The organism is Spirosoma horti (assembly GCF_054776595.1).
On record NZ_BAAHBQ010000006.1, the window covers coordinates 189,165 to 212,586 of the forward strand.

Consider the following 23,422-nt stretch of genomic DNA (forward strand, 5'->3'; position numbering starts at 1 on the left):
ATTGACTTACATTCTTGAATTCATCGTTACCGTGTTTGACTTCTAGACAAAACGCCCCGACTAATTGGACAAGATGCTTTATCTGGAAGAAGATCTATACATGGAAACGCCCGGTCAAGTTGACCGGGCGTTTCCATGTATATTCACACCAATAAAAGTGGTAGGTAAAGGTAATTCCAGCTTATCTTCAAGATGCCGTTCGCATTAAGGCTGACTTGGGAAAAGCCCTAGACCAGCCTATAAGCCAGGATACGGTCAAGCGATTGCTAAAAAACGATTGCGCCTGTCACCGGCTTCGAAGAACCACTGAACCCTTTCAAGACCCCGCAGCTTACGCTGATGTTCACCAGGGCTGGCAAATCACGAAAAGGCTCCTATCGAAAAAGCCTCACCCAGCCATATAACCGGAGAAGAAGGTCGTAGAGATATGCGGGTTATAGAAGGTATTTACCAGGCAGCCACAACTGGGCAAAAAGTAAACCTGGTGTAATCGGTCGAATCCATAACGCCTGGCTAGAGAATTTGCCGGACTGGACAACCCGTCTGCAAATAGAGTATACAGTTAACTGTAGCAGGTCCACTAGTTTCTTCGCAAAGACCTGTCAGATTTGGGCAAATTTCTGCCTGGTTCGGTCTTTTGGGCAACACCCCATCCTAATCCTCCCTGGATGACTGCTTCATCTGGACGGGCGCGTTGACCGAACGCTAAAATTCTTTCCAGCCTCATGCAATGGAAAACTACATTGTCCATTGGTTTTGATGAGTACTACCGCTTCGCTTACGAGTAAGGTTTTACGGTCATTCCCTCAGCTAATTTAATCAAACAGCTTCCACTTCAACCACACGATTATGGTTTTGCCAAGAAGAAACGGTTCACCCAATAGCTACAGGCTACTAGTTCTGGTCAGCACACTCCTGACTGGTTTTACAATGGCGTGTAGCCAACGGAGTATGCCTGCCCAATCAGGTCAGGCCACCAATACCTCGTCAACCCTGTCCAGGGATCAATTGCCTATGGAGGAGGAAGTTTTTACGGTTGTGCAGGTGCCACCCAGTTTTCCGGGTGGTAGCGCTCAGATCGGCCCTTACCTACGGCAGAACTTACGATATCCGGAAGCTGCCCTTAACGCAAAGGTTGAGGGTAAAGTATTCGTTTCGTTTATTGTGACCTATGAAGGCCGGATTCAGGATGTGACCGTGTTAAAAGGCTATGGCTACGGTCTTAATGAGGAAGCTGTTCGGGTAGTACAGGCTATGCCCACCTGGACACCCGGAAAGCAGGCCGGCCGCCCCGTCAACGTGAAGTATAATCTGGTTATTCCCTTTGAGTCAGCCAGTCGAAAATAGTCGGTTACGCCACGCAGCTATTTTTGTAACTACTACCTAGGGTTGACGAGATGGTACTATTCTAGCTGCGTATGGGACAGCTTGAGCCCTCACGTTGATACTTATCCAGACGTACCGAACCCGCAGACCATGCTGGTTCGGTACGTCTGGTTCCCTTCCTAATCACGACAAAGACCAAGCTATTATTTTTTGCATTAAATCTGCTTGACCCATTTTCGCTTGTTCCAAACCCGGGAAAAAGCCCCCTCTGGTGTAAAGCGCCAAAATCTAGGTTCCCGTACTTTCTCTTCGGGAAGCATCACCGTCCAGCACTCGCCATTTGGCAAGTCAGTTAATTCATGGATACAGGCTGCTTCGACAATATGCGTTGTCCCTGGCGCCCGAAATACATCGGTATACTGCCAATCCCCAGTTTCATTTATCTGATAAACGCGCTCCGTATAACCGCCTTTCAAAATATGGGTCGTAAACCGGAAGGGGTGACAATGAGGATACCCTTTGTCTCTATCCGTAAAGTGATGCACGACCATGTGAAAGGGGGTATCCTTCCCCTTAAAATCGAATAAGTGTTTGGTAAACTCATTACTCATTTTCTCTTTTCTGTACTTCATTCGTAATCGGTTTGGTGAGGGCATGTTTTTGATTCAAGTCACAATACACTGATAATAAGACTTTTATTACACAAAAAACGGTAGCTAATCAGCAATTAACGTCCACGCTACGTTATTTCCTTTACCCCAGAAATTGTAAAATCCCAGCCATGTCAAGGTAGCAGAACAACGGGTGGTTGAATCAATATGCACCCCGTAGAACATCCAACTGAAACCGACCTTTTGTCGGTGAAAGGTGATTGCGTATTCTACATCAACCTATACAGTTACTAGTGCATATAGAAAGCCAAATTTTGCCCTTAAAAAGGGTAAATCTCCCGGTGTCGCAAGACGTTCAGCTTTTTACCTTTAATCGTTCGTATAGAAGGAGAAAGTTTATGCTTTCTCCGTTAGCTGATTCAGTCTTTACCGGAAAAGCAATTTACTACTCCTGAGGTGCATGCAAGACTGAATTACCACAGATTAATCAGTAGAAGTTAACTCAAAAAATTAAGAAACGCTTCTCTTAACTGTAAATCAAGATGGATGTTGTCATGGATTTAACGGCCAGAGCGGTGAGTTACATCACCTTAGCTCAAGATATTTCTTATTCAGTAAAGCCGCAGCCAAATGAAGGTATTCCATCACAACCTGCTGTCTTACTGCAGGATCCCAAGGATATTAATGACCAGTTAAGACAAAATTACATACCGTTTCAAAAAAGAATAAGTGAGGTAGTTTCTATACCATCAAATGCCAAATTCGCTGAAGATGATGACCCTATCTACACGAATTGGTTTATTACTATGGAAGCTCTCCTCCTTTGGATGAGCCAGGTAAGAGACACGTTGACCCCCGAGCTTTGCTATTATCCCCTCCCACTCGATCATTCCGCAAATAAAGATCCTGAAGAGAACAAGCGAACTAACAGTTCACCCAAAGAAGCCTTAGTACGCACCGATCCGTATCCTGCTCCTCAGCAGTGGCGGGAAGCCATTCGGAGCGCCCTCTATAAAGACCCTGAACAACGAATTGAAGTAGCCAAAGCGTTAAACTACCTACCGGTTTTAGTAGAACTAGCCTGTAAAGGCGATATCGGTTCAGATGGCCAATCGTATAACTGGTAAGATGACAAGCTTGCTTTATCTGTTCTACAAAACGACGATGAACTGTTTAGCCTGTTAAAGCATCGTAATATTCCTTTGCCATTTGACGTGGTATACCGACAGGAATTGAAAGAGGTAAACTACAGCCGCAACGATCGCAAACAACAGACTGTCAAGTCGGATGGTATGGATCCATTGCAACAGGCTAAAACCATGCACTTAACCGGACTTGCTTTTTCAGGCGGAGGTATTCGGTCGGCTACGTTCAATTTAGGCGTTTTACAAGGCCTGGCAAAAGCTGGGTTACTACCCCAGTTCGATTATTTATCGACCGTATCTGGTGGCGGGTACATAGGCGCCTGGTATACTACCTGGATCAAGCGCGATGGATTACTTTTAAAGGTACAGGACCGACTAAATACCGAGAAATCAACGGATCCCCGGGGCGAAGAAGTACGACCGATACGCTGGTTGCGTATGTTCAGTAATTACCTCGCGCCCAGCAACAATATCATGTCTACCGATTCATGGACGGTAGGGATAACCTGGATCCGCAATACCATTCTGAACCAGATAATTATCCTGTTACTCTTGTGTTCTGTCCTTTTGTTAGGCTTATGTGGCTACTTAGTATGGAGTTTTGAGGGATTAAGCCAGTATATCCCTGAACAGTGGGCATTTATTACGTTCAGTATTTTTTTGTTGACGGGTTCAATAATAGCCGGTATAGGCATGGCCTCCTACCGTCCGGATTTATTTCCGGGCAGTTCACTAGGTTCGCTTAAATACACCTACGTAACGGCTGGCCTAGTGGCTTTAGGCCTGATTACGTCCTACCTGGTTAGTAGCTGGTTGTTTTTTTACTCGAAAAGTGCGAATCAACCTTATACATTTGACTATCGCTTTTCTTATTTAACAGACACTGCCCTGGTTGGGACGCTGGGCTTACTGCTCGTGGCCTTATTTGGTCGCTACGATTCGGGACTGCCGGGCAATAACTGGTTACAGAAAGCAGTGGCCTTATTGCTAAGCATACTATTTTCCGTTTTATCGGCGTTTTTCGGCATTTTATCACTCGACCTGGCCTGGGGCTTATTACAGGACCTGGCCGTCGCATCCAAAACGAGCAACTCTTGGAATGCCTCCTTTATAGTGAACGGGAAAGACTTTAGCTGGCATGCTTTATTTACCACAAGAGAATTTCTGAATAGGTTCACGTTTGTGATTGGCCCGCCCCTTATTCTGGAAGTGTTAAGTGTGATGGTTGTCTTACGGATGGCTTTATTAGGAAAGTATTTTCCTGATGCACGCCGGGAGTGGTGGGGACGCATTGGTGCCGTAGTACATCGGGGTATGGTCATTTGGATCATCCTGGCAAGCATTGGTTTGCTCGGCGAAAAAATGCTGGAAGCGGCTACAACGTATTTAGTAGCCATAACGGGGGGCTGGGTTGCCTTAGTCGGTTTGGCAGTCCGTCTGGCCTACAGCGCCAGTACGCCCGCCCAGGGAGACGCTCCTAAAACGTTACCCACAAAAGCAAAGGATTTTCTGGTCCGGTTGGCTCCGTACGTGTTTATCATTGGCCTTTTGATTATCGCAGCCAAACTCATTAATCTGGTCCTACAATCCGGTTGGTTAAACGACCCGACTACTGAACCGCCCCTAAAAGCTGTTTTAACGCTGACTCTTGTCTCCAGTTTGCTTACGTTGGGATTAGCCTGGCGCGTGGGCGTGAATGAATTTTCCATGCACCATTTTTACCGAAATCGGCTGATGCGGGGCTATCTGGCAGCTACTCGCCGACGAACGGAACGGGAAAAAACAGCGAATGCCTTCACTGGATTCGATGACGAAGACGATTTGAAATTATGTATGCTCAAACATGAGCATGCGTATCATGGCCCCTTCCCTATAATCAATACAACACTGAATGCCAGTCGGGTAACTGACCTGGACCGACAGGATCGAAAGGGCGAATCGTTTATTTTCACTCCCTTGTTTTGTGGGTTTGACATTAGTCCTACCCGCCCCAACAACCGCCAAAAGAATATATCCTGTGAATATGGCTATCGACCTACTGAACTTTATGCGTATAAACCCAAAACGCTCCCAAACGGTAAAGTAAGACCGGGCGGACCTGATCTCAGTACCGTAATGGCTATCTCCGGCGCGGCAGCCAACCCTAATCAGGGAGCCCACTCATCACCGGCTACTGCGTTTCTGATGACGGTTTTCAATGCCCGTTTAGGATGGTGGATTGGTAATCCACACGGCAAGGACTGGCAACTTTCCGACCCGCGTTCTGGTTTGGCCTATCTAATTTACGATTTGCTGGGAAAAACGAATACTGCCCAGGATTTCGTCTGCTTATCTGATGGTGGCCATTTCGATAATATGGGTCTTTATGAGTTAGTCAGGCGCCGGGTTCGCCTGATTATACTGGGCGACGCAGAGCAGGACAATCTCTTTACTTGTGAGGGGCTAGCCAACGCTGTGCGACGTTGCCGGGTGGATTTTGGTGTCGAAATCAACATCAATGTAAGCGATATAACCACCCGTGATGGTAAAACCAATTATTCTAAATCCCATTGGGCACATGGTACGATATGGTATCCTGAAGATCCCCAGGGTCAGCCAACCGGGCATTTGATTTACCTTAAATCATCTTTAACTGGCTATGAGCCAGTCGACGTGAGAGAATATGCCGTTAAAAACCGGGACTTTCCCCACCAATCGACGGCTGATCAGTTCTTCAATGAAGCTCAGTTCGAAAGCTACAGGCTATTAGGATTGCACATTTTAGAAACCGCATTGGCAGATCCTGCCGTTAATAGCCTGGTCCCCTTAACCCCGGCTAAAACTAGCCATACAGCAAACCATGCATTGCCTAAAAAGAACAATTCAGAGAAAAGTAGAACTATACTATACCTGCTAAAAGCTGCATTTCATCTATAAACGGCGAGCCTCATCAAACGTCGAAATCCTTTTACTAATCTTCTAAAAAATACCTGTCGATCGTAATTGACGTATACCAGGGTTCTGTTTTCCTTCTCTGATGGGCATCCTAATAGGTTACGCAGACCTGGTTTAAATTGCGGGTCAACCTCAGTAGTGCTGTTTTCCTCCAGCATGTTCTATCGTTCACTCATCCTCAATACGGGCTTCGTAAAAGGGTGACAGTGTAAGTCAAAAAAGCCATTGATAGGGGAACGATCATTGCGTTACGCGTGGATAAAGTATCGAAGTCCCGTGCGTGTACCAAACCCTTGCACCAGGCGGCCAATGTTGAAGTTGCGAGCACCTGCCTGGGCAATAAGCGGCCCTTGGTTTGTACTATTTCCTGGCCGGATCACGGCAGTATGGCCATGCCCACCGGTTGGATTTTTCCAGACCACAACGGATGGACATCCCTTATTGGCGTTATCCTGGGCCTGATCCTGATTGGAAGCCAACCACCCGTTCGCGGGACCAAACTTGCGTAGCCAGTCTACGCCCGCATTAATCGTAATTTCGTTGGCCCCCGAAGCAAACGGTTTGGCAATAGCGCCAGCGGCATCGATCCAATGGGGAATTTCTGACGTCATGGCACGGGTTACATCCCACAGGAATATGTTGCAGAACGTAAACCCTTGTGTCGGTAAATGACGGGGATTATGACCGACGGCGAATTGATCGATTACTTCTTCATAAATATCGCGATGGCGATTGTTGGCGTCATTGATCAGTGGAGGATTCGTAACCTGGGCCCTGGCAATAACTATCGTTCCAGGGGCAGGATTAATGCCATCGAACGTAGCACCAGCGCGGCTAGAAATCGGTGCTGAATCAGGAACATTAATGACCTGACCTATCATAATCTTGTCAGGATCAATAATCTGTTGGTTCATCTTCAGCAGTTCCGGAAGCGTGATATTAACTTGCTTCGCTATCCGGCTCAGCGTATCACCACCCTTTATTGTGTAGCTCTTGATGAGTTGTAGCATAAATGAATAGTTGTCAGATGGTTACCTTTTATACTAGTCAAAGCTACCCATCAAATAGATACCTCCACAATGGGAAATTTCCCCTATTTATCTAAAGCTCAACATTGTGTCATTTGTCGTGTATTACAGAAAATCCTGGGTCAAAGGATCTTGGTAGCTGGCAAACAAATCGCATCTCATGGGTCAACTGTCCTTGACTAACCACGCCCATTCAAAACAACATCAAAAGGCTCATTCATGAACCTTCTTTTAGGATTCAACAAGTAAGTAAATTGGCTCGCATTTGGTTTAATTAGTATTCAACCGCACTACGTACCCATTTATCAAACTCCTCAATTGTGAGGAACATACATAGATCGATCAACGCCGAATAAAGCCTCACAGAAAGGAAAAATAAAAGCCAGACAACACGAAGTCACCTGGCTTTCTTTCCATTCTGTGTGCAGTCCTATGGCTGCGTTTTAAGTGCATTTAGGACTACTTCGAGTGGAATATGATAGTAAAACGGAGTAGCCAACAAATTGTTTAAAAATTCTATACTTTCGTTCTAAAACATCTTTTGTGCCTTTAGCACGTTAACAAAGTACACTCGCTCAACGAAGCTGATCTATGAATTACGCACGCGTTTTTTTGTTCGGATTCGCAGTTTTAGGGATGACCGGCTGCGGTAAAAGAGATACCCACTTACAGCCTCAAGCTGATCAACAGTCTCAGCATGATCAGTTGATTGACCAGCAGTTTACGGGCAACTGGAAGCTAATCGGCATTAAAACGCTGGAGCCAATTGATGCCAACTTAGATGGCGTGGCATCAACTGATTTAATGACTGAAATTCCCGATCATGCTTATGTGATTGCTCAATTGAAAGTGAATTGGCTGACACAAAAGAGGGTCTTTGCGGATGGCTATATACGGACTTATCCCGCCACTCAAACCAATGGCAATACAGCTCAATATGTGGTCAACGGACGAACTTTATTCTTTGATGTGAACGAGGATCGAACGCAGATTAGCCTGACGGACGAATTCGAAACGAAGACCTACCCATTTACTTATACCAGCGCTGAAGAATTTAGAATAGATGGAATTGAACGAACGTATAACACAAAGTCGGGTTGGAAAACTATTCCAACTATAAGCACTTATGAACGCACAAAGTAAAATTAGCTGGTCAAATCGCTCAACGACATGGCTGATGAACTTTTGCAACAGCCACTGGGCTGATGAACTGTGCTAAACGTCAGACACAAGTTCGTAAAAAAATAAGTTGGGGCTTGTTAAATAGCCGCGTAGGGAGTCATAAAAAATGTCCGAAGCCATAACTCCGGACATTTTTTATGACTCCCTAATAACTCCAGTACCCTTCGACCCAAACCCGTCCCCGGCGGGTTTGACGCCAGTAACCAGGATTCCAGGTTTTGTACCGGGCGGGCTTTGAATACGTAACGTACTCAACGGGAGCTGTCTGATGATAGCCGTTTACCCAGATATAATTCCGTCCACGACGGACGTAATGACCCGGAACCCATACTTGACGCGTAGCTCCAGCATGAGGAATGACAATCACCCTTCTAGGCCCAGGTACTTGCGCGGTAACCTCATCTGAATCGACGGTACACAACGCAGTAAGCAATAAGCCTGTTAATGCCAATACTTTCACATTCGTTTTCATAGCGTTTACCGATTAAGTTCGGCAGAAAATCGAATCGCGCATCGGTGAAGATGAACGTTTTCTGCTCTAATTATCTTGACTAAGCTATTGTTTATAAACTGATGTTTAAAACTTGACTACATACTAACCAATCTGCAATCGAGATTGTTAGACCGTTTTGACAATGGTCGGCATGACTTGGTTTAATAGAATGATTTCTGACGCTGGCGAGATGTTTAAAACCTCCTGTTTACAGTAGACTATCTACTGTCACTGACCAAGTGATCAGGCTACCCCACGACAAGGCCATTATGTGGACCAAGATCCATTGGTGGCCTGGGCTTACCCTTTTTTGCGGGTAGGGTATGTTTGGCCAAAATACGGGTCTGCTCGGCCTGACCAACTTCAGTCTGGCGAGGCTCATGGAGCAGAACGCGGGCCTGGCGAGCCGTCATCGTAGCATCGATGATGGGAGCCGGGTAGTCAATGCCAACCTGAAAATGCTCCATGGCCTGTTCCAGCGGTGGCATCGTCCATGGATGGTGAAGATAGGCCAGCGGACAATTGGCCAACTCGGGTACCCACTGGCGGATGAACACGCCCTGTGGGTCATGATCCTGCGACTGCTTGACGGGGTTATAGATCCGGATCGTGTTGGTTCCCGTCATACCCGACTGCATCTGAAGTTGAGCGTAGTGAATGCCCGGCTCGAAATCAGTATAAAGCCGGGCCATATGCCAGCCCCCCTCCTGCCAGTGCTGAAATAAATGATGGGTGAGGAAGGAGGTCAGCATGGCTCGCATCCGAAAGTTTATGTAGCCCGTGGCCGCCAGACAACGCATACACGCGTCGACGAGCGGATAACCCGTGCGTCCATCCCGCCAGGCTGTGTAGTGATCCGGATTCACATGTTTAGGCAGGGCATCAAACGCCCGGTTCACATTTTCGAACTCCATGCGCTCTTCGCCCTCAAACTTTTGAATGAAATGGCAGTGCCAGCGCAGCCGGGAGGCAAAGGCACTGAACTGCCGTCCTGAACCTACTATCTGCGGGTTTCTGGCGGCCTGTCGCTGGGCCTGATACACCTGCCGAATGCTCAGACAACCCCACGACAAGTAAGGCGACAGGCGACTACACCCCCGACGACTTTCCAGGGGTTTGGAGATGGCCGCCCCATACCGCCCGATTCGCTCGGTCAGAAAGCTGGCCAGGTATCGATGCCCTTTATATTCTCCACCGGGCTGAAATAAGGGATCTGGAACTTGCCACGCCCCGGGCAGATCAGGTCCACGCTCGGCCTCGAACCAGGTCAGGGGAACCTTGGCCGGATACCAACGGGCCAGCTCGGGATGCTGTTGGGGTGCCTGCATGGTCTGCTGCCAGTCGGCAGCCCAGGTATCGCGGTTCTTGAGGCATCGAATCACACCATTAGACTGGAACTCGTGCCAGACAATTCCCTGCTGACGGCAAAAGAGGGCCACGGCTTTGTCCCGGTTATATGTTACGGCCAGGCCGGTTTCCTCATGAGAAAAGATGGTGCCTATGGTAAACTGCTCCTGTATGGCGGTTAATACATCCAGGACCTCCCGGTGAAATACCCAGACCGCAGGTTCACCTGTTTCGGGCTGGGTGTCTTCCTGTTGATCGTCAAATTCGAATGGCAACCACTCGTGTACCAGCGGGTTCGTTTCCGACGGAGAAATGGGTGGTGAGGGTAAAGCCGCCAGTTGTCGATTGATGTCGGCCAGACACTCGTATACAAATCGCCAGTGGCGCAAATCGTAATTGGGATCGGCCATCAGCGATGGCTCGAAGCAGTAAAGCAAAAGTAAGGGCCGTTTGGGCGCGCGCTGTCCCCTGACAATCGCTGTCTGGAGAGGGGCATGGTCGCGCAGGCGCAGGTCCCGCTTGAACCAGAGTATGTCAATGGTTGATCGGTTGGGCATTTAGGGGAGCAATAATCGCTTGTTAGCGGAATACTTTTGACCTTGCCTGGCGAGTTCAGCTATGGGAAGTCCGGCGTACTAGTCCCAGCACTCACCGGTCAGTGTGGTGATGCGCAGCAGAACAATGTTCGGATCATCTTTACCTTCTGGAAACCAATCACGTAAGGACTCATTCCACAGAGCGTCTACCTTCGCTTGATCGATAACGACTTCGGCCTCTCCAGCCGTAGTAACTGAAACCTGGGCTTGAGGGTCAGAAAAGCCTAACGAAATAGACGGTTGTTGGCGGATATGGGCGACTTTATCCGAATTAGCTCGGGTGAAAAACCACATGGTTCCATCTGGATCGAGTTGATGGGTGGCCATCGGTCGGCTACGTAAAGCACCCGAGGTCGTTTGAGTAGTCAGTAAAGCCACGCGGATATCCCGAATGTGGTGTTTAATTTTCTCAAATTCGTCAGGGGTAATTGTCTTCTGGCTGGGCATGTTCGTTTGTTGTCAATAACAACTGAGTAAGTAGCTGTTGATGACAAAAGTTTTTAATCCTATCGGATTGATATGTTCTGCGCAAGACGACTGGTCCGACTTTTACGGAGTCCTTGGACATAAGAAAACCTTCCGGTTAGTTGTGCGTACGGCACAGGCCGCCCTACACTAAACTCGGAAGGTTTTCGCGTTTTAGCCAGTCCCATCAACCGCCGGGATGACTCCTGTTGTGCGTATCAGACGCTAGTGAATCGGGTGATTTATTTTTTCTTCTTCCAGATCAAGGCGGGCCTCTTCCTGACGGATCACCTCATCATCGAACTCGTTCAGGTTACGAAAATAAAGCAGCGTCTTGCGTTTGGCCGTAATGATATCGCCCATAATTTTATTATACTGATCGACCTGTTCGCCATCGCGCTCCAGCGAATCCAGGTGTTTCGTAATGGAGTGCAAGTCGTTTTCCATTCGATCTCTCAGGTTACTTACCAGGTCGTTATCGATGGCTTCGGCTGCATATTTTTCCTCGACTTCTTTCAGGGCAACTTTCAGTAATTTCAGTCGGATGGCGGATGTCTGCTGATTCTCAGGAGCCCGATGATCGGGATCTTCATAGTTCACTTTCCGAATAACCATGGGCAAGGTAAGCCCCTGAAAAACAAGCGTAAACAGAATAACAACGAACGTAATGAACAGAATCAGATTCCGATGCGGAAAAGGGGCGCCATTGGTTAGGGTCAGCGGAATGGACAGCGCCGACGCCAGCGACACGACACCGCGCATACCGGCCCAACTGACAATGATAGGTCCGCGCCATCCGGGACTACGGTCGGCCACAGAAATTACCCGGCTAATTACCTTCGTAAAAACAGATGAAAACAGGACGACAGCCATCCGGGTAACGATAACCAGAAAGGTGATCAGCAAGGCGTATAGAATTGCTTCTGTCTTTGAATAGCCATCCAGCCCATTGATAATAACGGGTAGCTCAAGACCGATCAGCATGAAGACCAGTCCGTTCAAGGCGAAAACAACAGTCGACCACATCCCCGTCCCCTGAATTCGGGCGCTGTGGTTCAGAATCTGGTGGCTGTGATTCGACAGAAACAGTCCACCACTCACCACGGCCATCACCCCCGAATAATGAAACTCTTCGGCTGTCAGGTACATGATGTAGGGCGCCATAAACGTCAGCAGAATGCTAACTCGCGTTGTAGTGGGGAGCCAGCGGTGAATGACGTAAAACACGAGCGCTACGGCCAGACCAATGACAATGCCCATGAGCGTAACCATGACGAAACCGGTTGCGGCTTTCTGCCAGACAAATGAACCGGATAAAACAGCCGCCAGGGCAAACCGGAATACCACCAGACTGGAGGCATCATTTACCAGACTCTCTCCTTCCAGAATGCTGATTATTCGCTTGGGCACCTTGATTCCTCTCAAAACAGACGCAGCCGCCACAGCATCGGGTGGCGAAATAATGCCGCCCAGTAGAAAACCTAAAGCCAGCGTGAATCCCGGTATCACGGCACTCGACACATAGGCAACGGCAAAAGCAGTAAAGACAACCAGACCGAACGCCAGCACGACAATAATGCGTCTCCACCGCCAGAACTCTTTCCAGGAGGTAAACCAGGCCGCTTCGTAGAGCAATGGCGGCAGAAAAATGAGGAAAATAAGCTCGGGATCAATAACGACAAGTGGAACACCCGGAATCAGACTGACAACCAGACCGCTGATAACCAGAAAAATAGGCGCCGAAATTCGTAATTGCTGCCCCAGCATAACAAACAGAGAGATCGCCAGCATGAGCGATAAGCAAAGCAGTAGTGTTTGGTGCATACTTGTGTAGGAAAGGTAGGAGACGAAAATAGTACAACACAGGCATTATGCATGACTATGAAGCACAGATTCGTCTTTTATGGATACTCCGGTCCACGATGTGCCTACATGATCGACTGTTGAGCAGAATCAAGATCCTGGTAGGTAAGCCCAATCTACCACTACTCCTCAACCAGAATGAAGAAATTAAAACAGCATTGATTAAACTAGGCAGAAGCGTTATTTTTGCGGCACAATGGCTGACGACCCCGCTGAGGGAAGGAACGTTGGCAAGCCAGGAGGACGACCTCCCCCATTGTGGGAACCAAATCGGGACGGCCCGGCCTAACAAGCCAACGTCATGTCCTGGATTTATTTAGTGTTTGCTGGCCTACTGGAAATCGTTTGGGCCTATTCTATGAAGCAGTCGGCAGGTTTTACCCGGACTGTTCCTTCTGTAATTACGGCCGTAGCCTTAGTGGCTAGCTTCAGTTTGCTGGCTCTGGCCATGCGCACGCTGCCACTGGGCACCGCCTACACAATCTGGACCGGTATTGGAGCCATCGGTGCCTTTTTAATTGGCATCTTCGTGCTTGGTGAACCGGTCAATGCAGTTCGCCTGGTGGCTGCTTCGCTAATCGTCATGGGGCTTGTGCTGATGAAACTCGCTTAAAAATCAGAACGTACTGAAGGGGATTAAGGAACCGATCACAATTCGGAAGGCCGAATTAACCAAGCTGGCTACTATACAATATCCGGAGACATCGAGCGGATTACACGGGTTTCATTTTTATTACACTTAGTAAACCAAATTGACTACCGCTACGTTTTGCCACTAGTTTTTTCTACCAATTCGTTCATGCAAGCTGATCTTTCTACTAGTTCACCTGCCATTCCGACAGGGCTGGTCCGTGTAATCATTGTCGTTACGGCTATTTCGGCCGCCGTAATGGAACTCATCGACGTGACCATTGTCAATGTGGCCCTTAATGAAATTGCGGGGGCATTGGGAGCCACCATTGAGGATGTAGCCTGGGTTGTCACCTCCTATGCTATCGCTAACGTCATTATCATCCCGATGACGGGTTTTCTGGCCGACTATTTTGGCCGCAAAAAGTATTACGTTGCGTCGATTATTCTCTTCACAGTGGCCTCCTATTTCTGTGCCAGTTCTACGAGTTTGTGGCAATTGGTGTTCTGGCGATTCATTCAGGGTATGGGCGGAGGAGCCCTGCTGTCTACCTCACAGGGGATTATTTTCGATGCCTTTCCACCGGCGAAACGAGGGGTAGCTTCCGGCATTTTCGGTATGGGCATCATTCTGGGGCCAACGTTGGGGCCTTTTTTGGGGGGCGTGATTGTCGATAACTACCACTGGTCTTATATTTTCTATGTCAATGTCCCGATTGGCATACTGGCCACTATACTGACCCTACTGTATATTGCTAAAAAACCCGGAGAGGGTACGCGTAAGCAACAAATTAAGATAGACTACCTGGGCATTCTGCTACTAAGTGTGGGAGTCGGATCGCTGCAATATGTATTGGAGAAAGGGCAGTCTGACGACTGGTTCGAGTCGAAAACCATTGTGATCCTTACCCTATCGGCCATTGTCGGGCTGGTGGGCTTCGTCTGGCGGCAACTGACAATCTCCTACCCGGTCGTTAACCTGCGCGTACTAGGCAAGGGAACGCTGGGCGTGACGACTATTTTCAGTTTCGTGGCCGGCCTAGGGCTCTTCACCTCCGTCTTTGTATATCCCGTTCTCGTTCAGCGCATTAACGGATTTACCCCCACCATGACGGGGCTTTCCTTGCTCTGGCCCACTTTAGTGGGTATTCCCTTATTTCCTTTAATTGGCAAACGCCTTTCGGTGGGAGCCTCTCCGCTGCCGTTTATTATTGTCGGCATGTGTACGTTTGTCGTGTTCGGCTTCTATAGCGGAACCCTGAACGGCCAGGCCAATCAATGGGACTTTTTCTGGGCGCAGATGATGCGCGTTTTCGCCGTAACGATGCTCCAATTACCGCTCATCAATCAGGCGGTCGCGGGTTTGCCACCCCAGGACTTCCCGTCGGCTATCGCCCTTAACAATATGATTCGGCAGTTGGGTGGGGCCTTTGGCATTGCCCTGGCGAATACCTTTGTCACCCGAGATTATGCCCAGCATCGCTATGACTTGGTCAGCAATCTCGATCCCTCTAACCCTTTGCTTACCGAGCGGCTCAACTTGCTGGGTGGAGCAAGTCAGCGAGCGTACAAAATTCTCGATCTGGCGGTGGATAGACAGGCTTACCTGCTCGCCTATCTGGATACGTTTCGGCTGGTCGGTATTTTTTTCTTCGCCATCTTACCCTTAGTTTACTTTTTGCGCACTAAGAAAAAGTCGGCGGCTGAGATTGCCTTAGCTGCTAAAGCAATGTCGGAAGCCCACTGACAACAAGGTGGTGGTTTGCTTGTGCTCGACGGTTGCTCCTGATATGCTCCGTTAAGACCAATTTATTTCTGCTTGGTATATTTGCTTCATGAATCGACGCATTCGTCTCAACGATCTTGACAATACGCCCTACAAAGAGGTAATTCAGACCCTAACCTTACAATGGGTTCGTGCCGAGTTACCAGATCAGGGACTCTCCTATGCAGATTACCAAACCGACATTCGTATTCTCCTGTTAACAACCCAAAATACGGATCGGACAAAAGACATTGTTCAGGCGGTCCTGGCACAGGCGACTAAACTGAATAAAACGTCGGGTTGGGTGGAAGAAGAACTCAAATTTGAGGGGATGATTGACGGAGCCGACCGAGCCGATTTTCTGCGATTCGAACTTCAGCAAGCTCCTGCGATTGATGATCAGCTATTGGATAGGTACAACGAGCGAATGAATCGATTTGCCACCTGTAGCGAGTAGAAGCATCCGACTCAGCTGGCTACTGCGGTTACCCTTCCGAATCAGGACCAATAGCCCGTTTTAATACCACTTGGGTTCAAATGTCGGCCAAGCGGATACTGAAAATGGTAAAACACGATTTAATAACTTTTGGCCCCTACACCTGGCAGGTGCTTGCCATTGAAGACGGCCGCAGGGCGTTGCTTATCACCCAAGACATACTGGAATTACGCTGGTACCACACCAAGTTCGTCGACATAACATGGGCCGATTGTGCGTTGAGGCAGTACCTTAACCAGGAACTGTACCATACATTCAGCCAGGATGAGAAAGCAAGAATCATCGAGGTGACAAACCTGAATGATGATAACCCATGGTTCCACACCCCAGGTGGGCAAGACACTACTGACCGATTATTTCTACTAAGCCTGGAAGAGGTTTGCCAGTATTTCGGTGACAGCAGGGCTAAACTAGGGAATAAAGGGGGGCAAACTTGGTCAATTGATGACGAAAACAACCGGAAACGACAAGCCAGATACGGTACTGATTTCCACGGGTGGCGGCTTCGGTCGCCCGGTTATTACGGACGCACGGGTGCGGGCATCAATAAAAACGGCCATGTTTACGTCCGAGGCAATGGCGTCTTCGGCCGCCCAAGAGACGGTGGTGGTGTTCGTCCCGTTTTATGGTTAAGGCTGTCCGATTAACTCGTTCACGGATAGGCGCTACAACCCTTTTCAATTAGATTTTTCTTTCGCTGAACACGTAAAGACCTTTCATTGACGCTGGTTTTTAATAGCAGTCAACATCAATCAGCCACATACGTAGTTAACAGGACGAGTATTTACGGGTTTTAAGCCAATAAGGTTAGTGTTTTCCTGTCGGCCTCTCCCTGATAATATTTCGTTAAGACCTGCTGAAAGACGGGTTCAGTGGGGTCAACAAGGCTGAACAGGGTCATACTCGATTTTAGTTTTAAATCGTCCGGACTACCCATAATTTGATGGGCCGTTTTGCCCTCAATCCCAAGCAGCGCCTGAGAAATTTCAATTAGTCGACCACCCAGGATGGGATGGGCTAAGTAGGCCTTCGCTTCAACTAAATCGTCAATGCCATAATACTGAGCCATCTGACTAGAACCTAATCCGGCTAGCTGAGGGAAGATATACCACATCCAATGGGTTTGCTTACGGCCATTGCGGATCTCGGCTAGAGCCTGCTCGTAAGAGGAGGCTTGAGCATCAATAAATCGGGTTAAATCAGGCTCGTTTTCCATTTTCAGAGGGGTTTGAGTAAATAAACTCACCTTTTAAGCCTTTGTTGGTTTCTCCCTTCACTTTAATTATAGGCCTACTTAACATTGTCTTGGATCAGGTAACAGAATTTTACCACGAAAAGGATATAGTACTAAGATTTCATTTACTACAATGGTCCGCTATACTTTTGCTTATCTTTAACTCATACCAAGTAATTTGAGCTCATGATTCACCCGTTACGATTGCTGCCAGGACTACTTTTCTTTATCTTACTTGGTCAGACAGCCCTCTCTGCACAGAACCATCACCAGACCTACTTAGAAAGTCAGGAAGATTTCTCCAACCCAGAACGGGGATTTTATATTCCGATCAGTACTTCTTCAGCCCGGTTCGTGCCCCTCGATGCAGCGAAACTAATCCTTTACCGGACCCAGGAACAGCGCGTCTCCAAGGCCAACTACGCCATTCATTGTTCCCTGGTGTATCGAAGTTATCAGCTGAACACCTTCAAAAACAGTCCCATAAGCGAGGACTTTCTCAAAAAGATAGGAAAGGACTTTGATATTGCCCGGCAGGCGGGCATCAAGCTTATTATCCGGTTCGCTTATACAGAACAAGCTACGACGGGCACCTGTCCAGATCAATATAAAATATGCCCGCCCTACGGCGACGCCCCCAAAGCCATTGTGCTGACTCACATTAATCAGCTAAGCCCCTTGCTTCAGCAGCATGCCGATGTTATTGCGGTGTTGCAAATGGGGTTCATCGGCATTTGGGGCGAGAATTATTTTACCGATTATTTTGGCGACGCGTCCACCAATAGTCTTGGCGTGGTGCCTGACAGTAGCTGGCAGGATCGCAATCAGGTGCTGGCCGCTCTATTAAAAGCCCTTCCCAAAGATCGCATGGTGCAGGTACGTACCCCCCAGATCAAGCAACGGTTTATTTATGGGCCAAAAGCACCAGTTACCTCGGCCGCCATGAAGCCGGGGGACGGGTACCGAGGTTCCGATCTGGCCCGGATCGGGTTTCACAACGACTGCTTTCTAGCCAGTGCAGATGACTACGGTACCTTTTATGATGTCGGCAACTCGTCGACCAAACGCGGTCCGGCCACCACTCCCTTACGTCGGTATATGGCGCTGGATAGCCGCTACACCGCCATAGGTGGCGAAACCTGCGACGATGCGTTTAGTCCGCAAAATGACTGTGCCCCTATGGGTCGGGCCGAGCAGGAGATGGCCCTGATGCACTACAGCTACCTCAATGCCAGTTATAACAATGAGGTGAACAATGACTGGCAAACGAACGGGTGCATGGACAATATCCGTCGCCGGCTCGGCTATCGATTCGTGTTACGGTCCGTAACGGTCCCCAAAAAGATCAAAGCAGGCCAACGATTACAGGTTGACTTAGCCTTGAATAACGTTGGCTATTCAGCTCCTTATAATCCAAGGCCCCTTCAGCTTATTCTGCGGAATAAGGCTAGTGGTACCCTTCACAACATAACGCTCGAAACGGATGTCCGTAAACTATCACCCGGGGCACATCAGCTTCGCTACGCGCTTCAGCTTCCTACTACAATAAAAGCCGGTCAATACGAACTACTGCTAAACCTCCCTGACGGCTATCCCTCACTAGCAATAAACTCGTCATATAGTATCAGGTTGGCCAATACAGGGCTTTGGGAAGCCCATACGGGGTATAATAAACTAAACCTTGACCTCATCGTTGGGCCGTGAGATGGCAGACTCGTCAGGTCTACGAAAGCAAAAAATGTAAAGCTGAGCGAAATCAGAACGGTTCACTTTTTTTCGGATCATACAGCCTGGTCCGTCCCAGATTGAATCGTACTGTTCACTACATCAAGAGATCACATTTATTTGGCCGCGTAACTTTAATAGCATTTTAAAGCTATAGACGCCCTTAAATGGCACTGCGTTAGTAGTTAACTCGTCGCAAAAAATACTCAATTACGAGTAAAAATACCCCAAAAAATACTGAGTAGTTACTGCACCAAAGAAGCATCAATAGTGCTCCTTTAGCCTGTAATCCTGCTTTTTCGTCTTTTTTTTCGGATGGCATGATTTTTCTCTACGGATCAGCCAATGCCCGTCAAAAGGGCTCTCATTATTTCCGAAATAGCTTAAGTTAGATTTATGCGGTTACGCTCATCCCCCCTGGACTTACCCACTTACGCCAAAATAAGTGCTATTCTCCTTTCTCTAGTCATCATTGTTTACGGTCTGCATACACTGGCCGGCATACTGATTCCTTTAGTATTCGCCATTCTCTTTGCCGTATTGCTGTTTCCCCTGGCCCATCGCTTTGAGCAGTGGCATTTACCGCGTATTCTGGCCAGCATCATTTGTCTGGTTTTGCTACTCACGTTTATTGTAGGCTTATTTTATGCCGTCTCTCTACAAATCAGCAATTTCTCCGAAGTTGTTCCGAAACTCAGCCAGAAGGCCAGTGAGTATGTTGGGAAACTACAAACATTAGCTGATGAGCGCTTCCATATCAACCGTCGCCAACAAGGTCAGGAAGTCCAGAAATACATGAAGCAGGTAATGGCTGAGGGAGGAACTATCCTGAGCTCAACGCTATTGGCCACAACCAGTGCGCTGACGAATGTGTTTCTGGTCCTGCTGTTTACGTTTTTTTTTCTGCTCTACCGCGACTTTTTTCGCTCCTTTTTTTATAAAGTCTTCGCCGAAGAAAAAAGGTCGGTTATCGATGTCGTCTTTCAGGGCATCTACACGGTAGTCAAAGATTATTTAGCCGGATTAGTCCTCGTTATTCTAATTATTGGGGCTATGATGACCGCAGGCCTGTTCTTCCTGGGCGTTGACTATGCCGTATTCTTCGGTTTTTTTGGGGCTTGCTTAGTGCTTATTCCTTATTTCGGCATTTCGTTAGGGGCGCTTCTACCCGCTGCTTATACCTTAGTTACTCAGGATAATCCACTGAAAGCATTGGCTGTCATTGGCTTATTTTTAGGGGTACAGATGATCGAAGGCAATTTCATCACGCCTTACGTAGTAGGTTCCAAGGTGAGTATTAACCCATTAGCGGCCATTGTCGTGCTGATTCTATGGGACAATATCTGGGGTCTGCCCGGCCTGATCCTGGCGTTACCCATGACCGCCATTCTGAAAGTTATTTTTGACTCTGTAGAGGGTCTTCGTCCGTATGGATTTCTAATTGGCGAAGCCGAAAAACCCCGTCCGCCTATTCAAAGCTGGCAACAACTTACCGATCAGTTTCCGAACCGGATCAAAAAGGTCGGTAAGGTCGACGAAAAGACGACAGTAGCGACAACCTGATAGCAGGCCACACACTTGTGGAATAGCAGGCCTGCCTCCCAGATGAAGATAAATTAATCTGAATCTAATCGAAACTTCAGCCAAACTGGATTGCTTTGTCCCTGTCTGAAAACAGACGGCGCAAGCAGGGCGCAATAGAATGTGAGTAACAGATACGATTATATGTCAATCGTACCTGTTAACGACGACTAAACAAGCTTACATGACTCATATTTTCATCTGGATTATTACGTTTGTATCCATTGCGGGTGTCATCATCCGACCGTTTAACATACCCGAGGCCGTCTGGGCGGTTAGTGGGGCAATTTTACTGCTGCTTTTTCAGTTTTTATCACTTTCCGAAGGGCTGTCGGGTGTTGCTAACGGGTTAGATGTGTACCTGTTTCTAATAGGTATGATGCTCCTGGCCGAGACTGCCCGCGAAGAAGGCTTGTTCGACTGGCTGGCAGCTCATGCGACCAAACGCGCTGAAGGGTCGGCCAGCCGCCTTTTTCTGCTGATCTACCTGGTAGGTGTCGTTGTTACTGCGTTTTTATCCAACGATGCCACGGCTGTTGTGCTTACCCCGGCAGTAGCGGCTGCGGTTAAAGCCGCTAAGGTCAAAAACCCACTACCCTACCTGTTCATCTGCGCCTTCATTGCCAATGCGGCTTCATTTGTATTGCCGATTTCCAATCCGGCCAACCTGGTTATTTATGGTCGCCACATGCCACCCCTACTGGCCTGGGTAGCCCAATATACCCTGCCCTCGCTGGTGTCGATTGCCGTTACGTATGGGGTGCTGCGGTTTACCCAGCGGGAGGCACTAACCGAATCCGTTGAGACGGATATTGCCATTCCCGTGCTATCACCCGGTGGTCGCCTGGCCATCGTCGGTATTGCCGCTACGGCAGTCGTTCTGCTGGTTTCTTCCGCACTGGACAGGCCCCTTGGTCTGCCAACAGCCATTACGGGTATCCTCACGACCGTTCTTGTCCTGATTCGGGCGAGACTAGACCCGTGGGTCGTTATCAAAGGCGTATCCTGGTCGGTGCTTCCGCTGGTTGCGGGCCTGTTCGTTCTGGTGGAGGCTCTGGTTAAGACGGGCCTGATCCAGGAGCTAACGACCCTGCTGCACGAAAGCACGAACCATTCAGTAACGATGACCACCTGGGCGAGTGGTGTTGGCGTTGCGCTGACCTGCAATTTGGTCAATAACCTGCCTGCTGGTCTCATAACCGGTACAGTGGTGCAGGCCAGCCAGGTGCCCGACGTAATCAAAAGTGCCCTGCTGATTGGCATCGACCTCGGCCCCAATTTATCCGTGACGGGCTCACTGGCTACGATTCTCTGGCTGGTTGCTTTGCGTCGGGAAGGCCAGCAGGTCAGTGCCTGGGCGTTTCTTAAACTTGGCATTCCGGTCATGTTAACGGCGCTTCTGTTCACACTGGGTAGCATCTGGCTATACCACCGTTTGCTCTAGCCCTGCTGGTATAACTTACGTATGCTCATCACTAGTAAAAACTCGTCGTTATGAAACCATTTCACAGTATCCGTTGGTTGCCAGATTCGGCCGGACTCCGTTTAGCGAATTCGCTGTTTAGGGACGTGTTTATGCGTTCAACCGTCTACTCATTTACGCAAAAATGATCGACGCGCCCGCTAAAACTCCGAAACATAAAGCTCATAAAAGCAGTCTGCGCGCATTGGACGCGGCTAACTTTTTTCTGGCCGATGTCCGCGATGGCCTGGGGCCGTATCTGGCTATTTATCTGCTCACAACGTTGCACTGGGACGCCCAGACAATTGGTATCGCGATGTCGGTTATGGGCATTGCGACCGTAGTGGCCCAGACGCCCGCTGGTGCCCTGGTCGACCGTACGCGCCGGAAACGTATTTATTCCGTTGTGGCGTCGCTGTTGATTGCTACCGCTGCCCTGCTCACCATTACCTGGCCACGCTACGGGGTCATTCTAGGCGGTCAGGCCATGATGGGAATAGCGGCTGCCTGGTTTACTCCCGCCGTTGCTGCCCTGACGCTCGGACTGGTCGGGCCCAAAGCACTCGATGGACGGGTGGGTCGAAATGAAACATTCAACCACGCAGGAAACGTATTTGCAGCGGTGATGGCGGGCCTGATTGGCTATTACCTTCGAACGGAAGGAATCTTTGTGCTGCTGGCCGTTATGTCGCTGCTCAGTAGCATAGCCGTCTGGCGCATCCGCGAAACCGATATCGACCATGAGCTGGCGCGTGGTCAAGGATCGGAAGACGAACCGGACGATTCAGAAGGGAAGCCAACCGGCATCCGGGCGGTGCTGAGCAACCGATCCGTTTTATTTTTTGCGCTGGCCTGTGTACTTTTTCACTTTGCCAATGCAGCCATGCTGCCCTTGCTGGGCCAACGATTGGCGAAAGGCATCAACGCCGGGGCCTCATCGGCCTACATGTCGGCCTGTATTATTGTCGCCCAACTGGTTATGATTCCCGTCAGCCACCTCACGGGGAAGCTGGCACCCAAAGGACGCAAGCGGTTGCTACTTATCGGATTCGCCGTGCTCCCCATCCGTGGGCTGCTCTACACACTGACGAATGACCCCATGCTTCTGGTCGCTATTCAGATTCTGGATGGCGTGGGTGCGGGTATATTCGGGGTGCTTTCTATTCTGATCGTCTCAGATTTAACCCGTGGCAGTGGGCTCTTTAATACCACACAGGGCGCCATTGCCACGGCTGTCGGGCTGGGCTCCTCGCTCAGCAACGCCTTTGCCGGTGGTCTTCTCCAGCGAACCAGCTACAATGTTGCCTTCCTGACACTGGCGGCCCTAGCCCTGGTTGCCCTGGCCGTTTTGTGGTTTTTCGTGCCGGAAACGGGACCACAGGAAAAAGAGGAAGGTGCCTAAAAAGTCGTCAGTTGACTAAAACAGAACATGGTAATGCACTCATCTGCTTACCGCCGTGCCAACAATTAAGTTCTTGATAAACATGGCTTATATCATTCAAAAAAAGCTGCCATTAGAACTAATGGCAGCTTTTTTTG

At 48.8% G+C, this 23,422-nt stretch carries 19 protein-coding genes; 12 read left to right on the forward strand and 7 right to left on the reverse strand.

Annotated elements, in window-relative coordinates; genetic code table 11:
* Positions 1–951: 951 nt before the first annotated feature.
* A complete protein-coding gene (locus tag ACYVAM_RS19290) occupies positions 952–1,347 on the forward strand; it encodes an energy transducer TonB (RefSeq protein ID WP_461069985.1) in 396 nt (131 codons plus the stop codon).
* A 194-nt stretch (positions 1,348–1,541) separates the two neighbouring features.
* Here ACYVAM_RS19290 and ACYVAM_RS19295 read toward each other — a convergent pair whose 3' ends face one another.
* The gene (locus tag ACYVAM_RS19295) at positions 1,542–1,958 is read right to left on the reverse strand and encodes a hypothetical protein (protein WP_461069986.1); all 417 of its coding nucleotides are present in this window, start codon (positions 1,956–1,958) and stop codon (positions 1,542–1,544) included.
* Between the two features lie 521 nt (positions 1,959–2,479).
* On the opposite strand from ACYVAM_RS19295, the gene ACYVAM_RS19300 reads away from it, so the two are divergent.
* Positions 2,480–3,064, forward strand: coding sequence for a hypothetical protein (locus ACYVAM_RS19300; protein WP_461069987.1), 585 nt, complete (start codon positions 2,480–2,482; stop codon positions 3,062–3,064).
* Between the two features lie 75 nt (positions 3,065–3,139).
* Positions 3,140–5,998 (forward strand): patatin-like phospholipase family protein, encoded by a 2,859-nt coding sequence (locus ACYVAM_RS19305; RefSeq protein ID WP_461069988.1) that lies wholly within the window; start codon positions 3,140–3,142, stop codon positions 5,996–5,998.
* Between the two features lie 266 nt (positions 5,999–6,264).
* Here ACYVAM_RS19305 and ACYVAM_RS19310 read toward each other — a convergent pair whose 3' ends face one another.
* The gene (locus ACYVAM_RS19310) at positions 6,265–7,026 is read right to left on the reverse strand and encodes a LysM peptidoglycan-binding domain-containing protein (RefSeq protein WP_461069990.1); all 762 of its coding nucleotides are present in this window, start codon (positions 7,024–7,026) and stop codon (positions 6,265–6,267) included.
* A 609-nt stretch (positions 7,027–7,635) separates the two neighbouring features.
* On the opposite strand from ACYVAM_RS19310, the gene ACYVAM_RS19315 reads away from it, so the two are divergent.
* Entirely contained in the window at positions 7,636–8,187 is a 552-nt protein-coding gene (locus ACYVAM_RS19315; RefSeq protein ID WP_461069992.1) for a hypothetical protein, read from the forward strand.
* Between the two features lie 184 nt (positions 8,188–8,371).
* On the opposite strand, the gene ACYVAM_RS19320 is transcribed toward ACYVAM_RS19315, so the two are convergent.
* The 4 genes from ACYVAM_RS19320 to ACYVAM_RS19335 all read right to left on the reverse strand — a co-directional run bounded on the left by ACYVAM_RS19320 (position 8,372) and on the right by ACYVAM_RS19335 (position 12,951).
* Positions 8,372–8,698, reverse strand: a complete 327-nt coding sequence (locus ACYVAM_RS19320; protein ID WP_461069994.1) for a hypothetical protein — start codon at positions 8,696–8,698, stop codon at positions 8,372–8,374.
* A gap of 269 nt (positions 8,699–8,967) precedes the next feature.
* Positions 8,968–10,623, reverse strand: a complete 1,656-nt coding sequence (locus ACYVAM_RS19325; protein WP_461069996.1) for a cryptochrome/deoxyribodipyrimidine photo-lyase family protein — start codon at positions 10,621–10,623, stop codon at positions 8,968–8,970.
* Positions 10,624–10,701: 78 nt separating this feature from the next.
* Complete coding sequence (locus ACYVAM_RS19330) at positions 10,702–11,109, reverse strand: pyridoxamine 5'-phosphate oxidase family protein (RefSeq protein WP_461069998.1); 408 nt, start codon at positions 11,107–11,109, stop codon at positions 10,702–10,704.
* Between the two features lie 243 nt (positions 11,110–11,352).
* Positions 11,353–12,951 (reverse strand): Na+/H+ antiporter, encoded by a 1,599-nt coding sequence (locus ACYVAM_RS19335; protein WP_461070000.1) that lies wholly within the window; start codon positions 12,949–12,951, stop codon positions 11,353–11,355.
* A 340-nt stretch (positions 12,952–13,291) separates the two neighbouring features.
* Here ACYVAM_RS19335 and ACYVAM_RS19340 point away from each other — a divergent pair, with 340 nt between their 5' ends.
* From ACYVAM_RS19340 to ACYVAM_RS19355, 4 genes are all read left to right on the forward strand, one after another.
* A complete protein-coding gene (locus ACYVAM_RS19340; RefSeq protein ID WP_461070002.1) occupies positions 13,292–13,603 on the forward strand; it encodes a DMT family transporter in 312 nt (103 codons plus the stop codon).
* A 186-nt stretch (positions 13,604–13,789) separates the two neighbouring features.
* On the forward strand, positions 13,790–15,367 hold the full coding sequence (locus ACYVAM_RS19345) for a DHA2 family efflux MFS transporter permease subunit (protein WP_461070004.1): 1,578 nt from the start codon (positions 13,790–13,792) through the stop codon (positions 15,365–15,367).
* Positions 15,368–15,455: 88 nt separating this feature from the next.
* Complete coding sequence (locus tag ACYVAM_RS19350; protein WP_461070006.1) at positions 15,456–15,842, forward strand: hypothetical protein; 387 nt, start codon at positions 15,456–15,458, stop codon at positions 15,840–15,842.
* A 104-nt stretch (positions 15,843–15,946) separates the two neighbouring features.
* A complete protein-coding gene (locus ACYVAM_RS19355) occupies positions 15,947–16,528 on the forward strand; it encodes a DUF6273 domain-containing protein (protein WP_461070008.1) in 582 nt (193 codons plus the stop codon).
* Between the two features lie 146 nt (positions 16,529–16,674).
* Here the strand turns inward: ACYVAM_RS19355 and ACYVAM_RS19360 are convergent, their stop codons facing one another.
* Positions 16,675–17,097, reverse strand: coding sequence for a DUF1810 domain-containing protein (locus ACYVAM_RS19360; protein WP_461070010.1), 423 nt, complete (start codon positions 17,095–17,097; stop codon positions 16,675–16,677).
* 204 nt (positions 17,098–17,301) lie between these two features.
* Here ACYVAM_RS19360 and ACYVAM_RS19365 point away from each other — a divergent pair, with 204 nt between their 5' ends.
* The 4 genes from ACYVAM_RS19365 (at position 17,302) to ACYVAM_RS19380 (ending at position 23,285) form a co-directional block, all read left to right on the forward strand.
* The gene (locus ACYVAM_RS19365; RefSeq protein WP_461070012.1) at positions 17,302–18,819 is read left to right on the forward strand and encodes a DUF4832 domain-containing protein; all 1,518 of its coding nucleotides are present in this window, start codon (positions 17,302–17,304) and stop codon (positions 18,817–18,819) included.
* A 417-nt stretch (positions 18,820–19,236) separates the two neighbouring features.
* Positions 19,237–20,403, forward strand: a complete 1,167-nt coding sequence (locus ACYVAM_RS19370; protein WP_461070014.1) for an AI-2E family transporter — start codon at positions 19,237–19,239, stop codon at positions 20,401–20,403.
* A 202-nt stretch (positions 20,404–20,605) separates the two neighbouring features.
* Positions 20,606–21,865: an arsenic transporter gene (locus ACYVAM_RS19375; protein ID WP_461070016.1), complete on the forward strand. Its 1,260-nt coding sequence runs from the start codon at positions 20,606–20,608 to the stop codon at positions 21,863–21,865.
* Between the two features lie 163 nt (positions 21,866–22,028).
* Positions 22,029–23,285, forward strand: a complete 1,257-nt coding sequence (locus tag ACYVAM_RS19380; RefSeq protein ID WP_461070018.1) for an MFS transporter — start codon at positions 22,029–22,031, stop codon at positions 23,283–23,285.
* Positions 23,286–23,422: the final 137 nt, after the last annotated feature.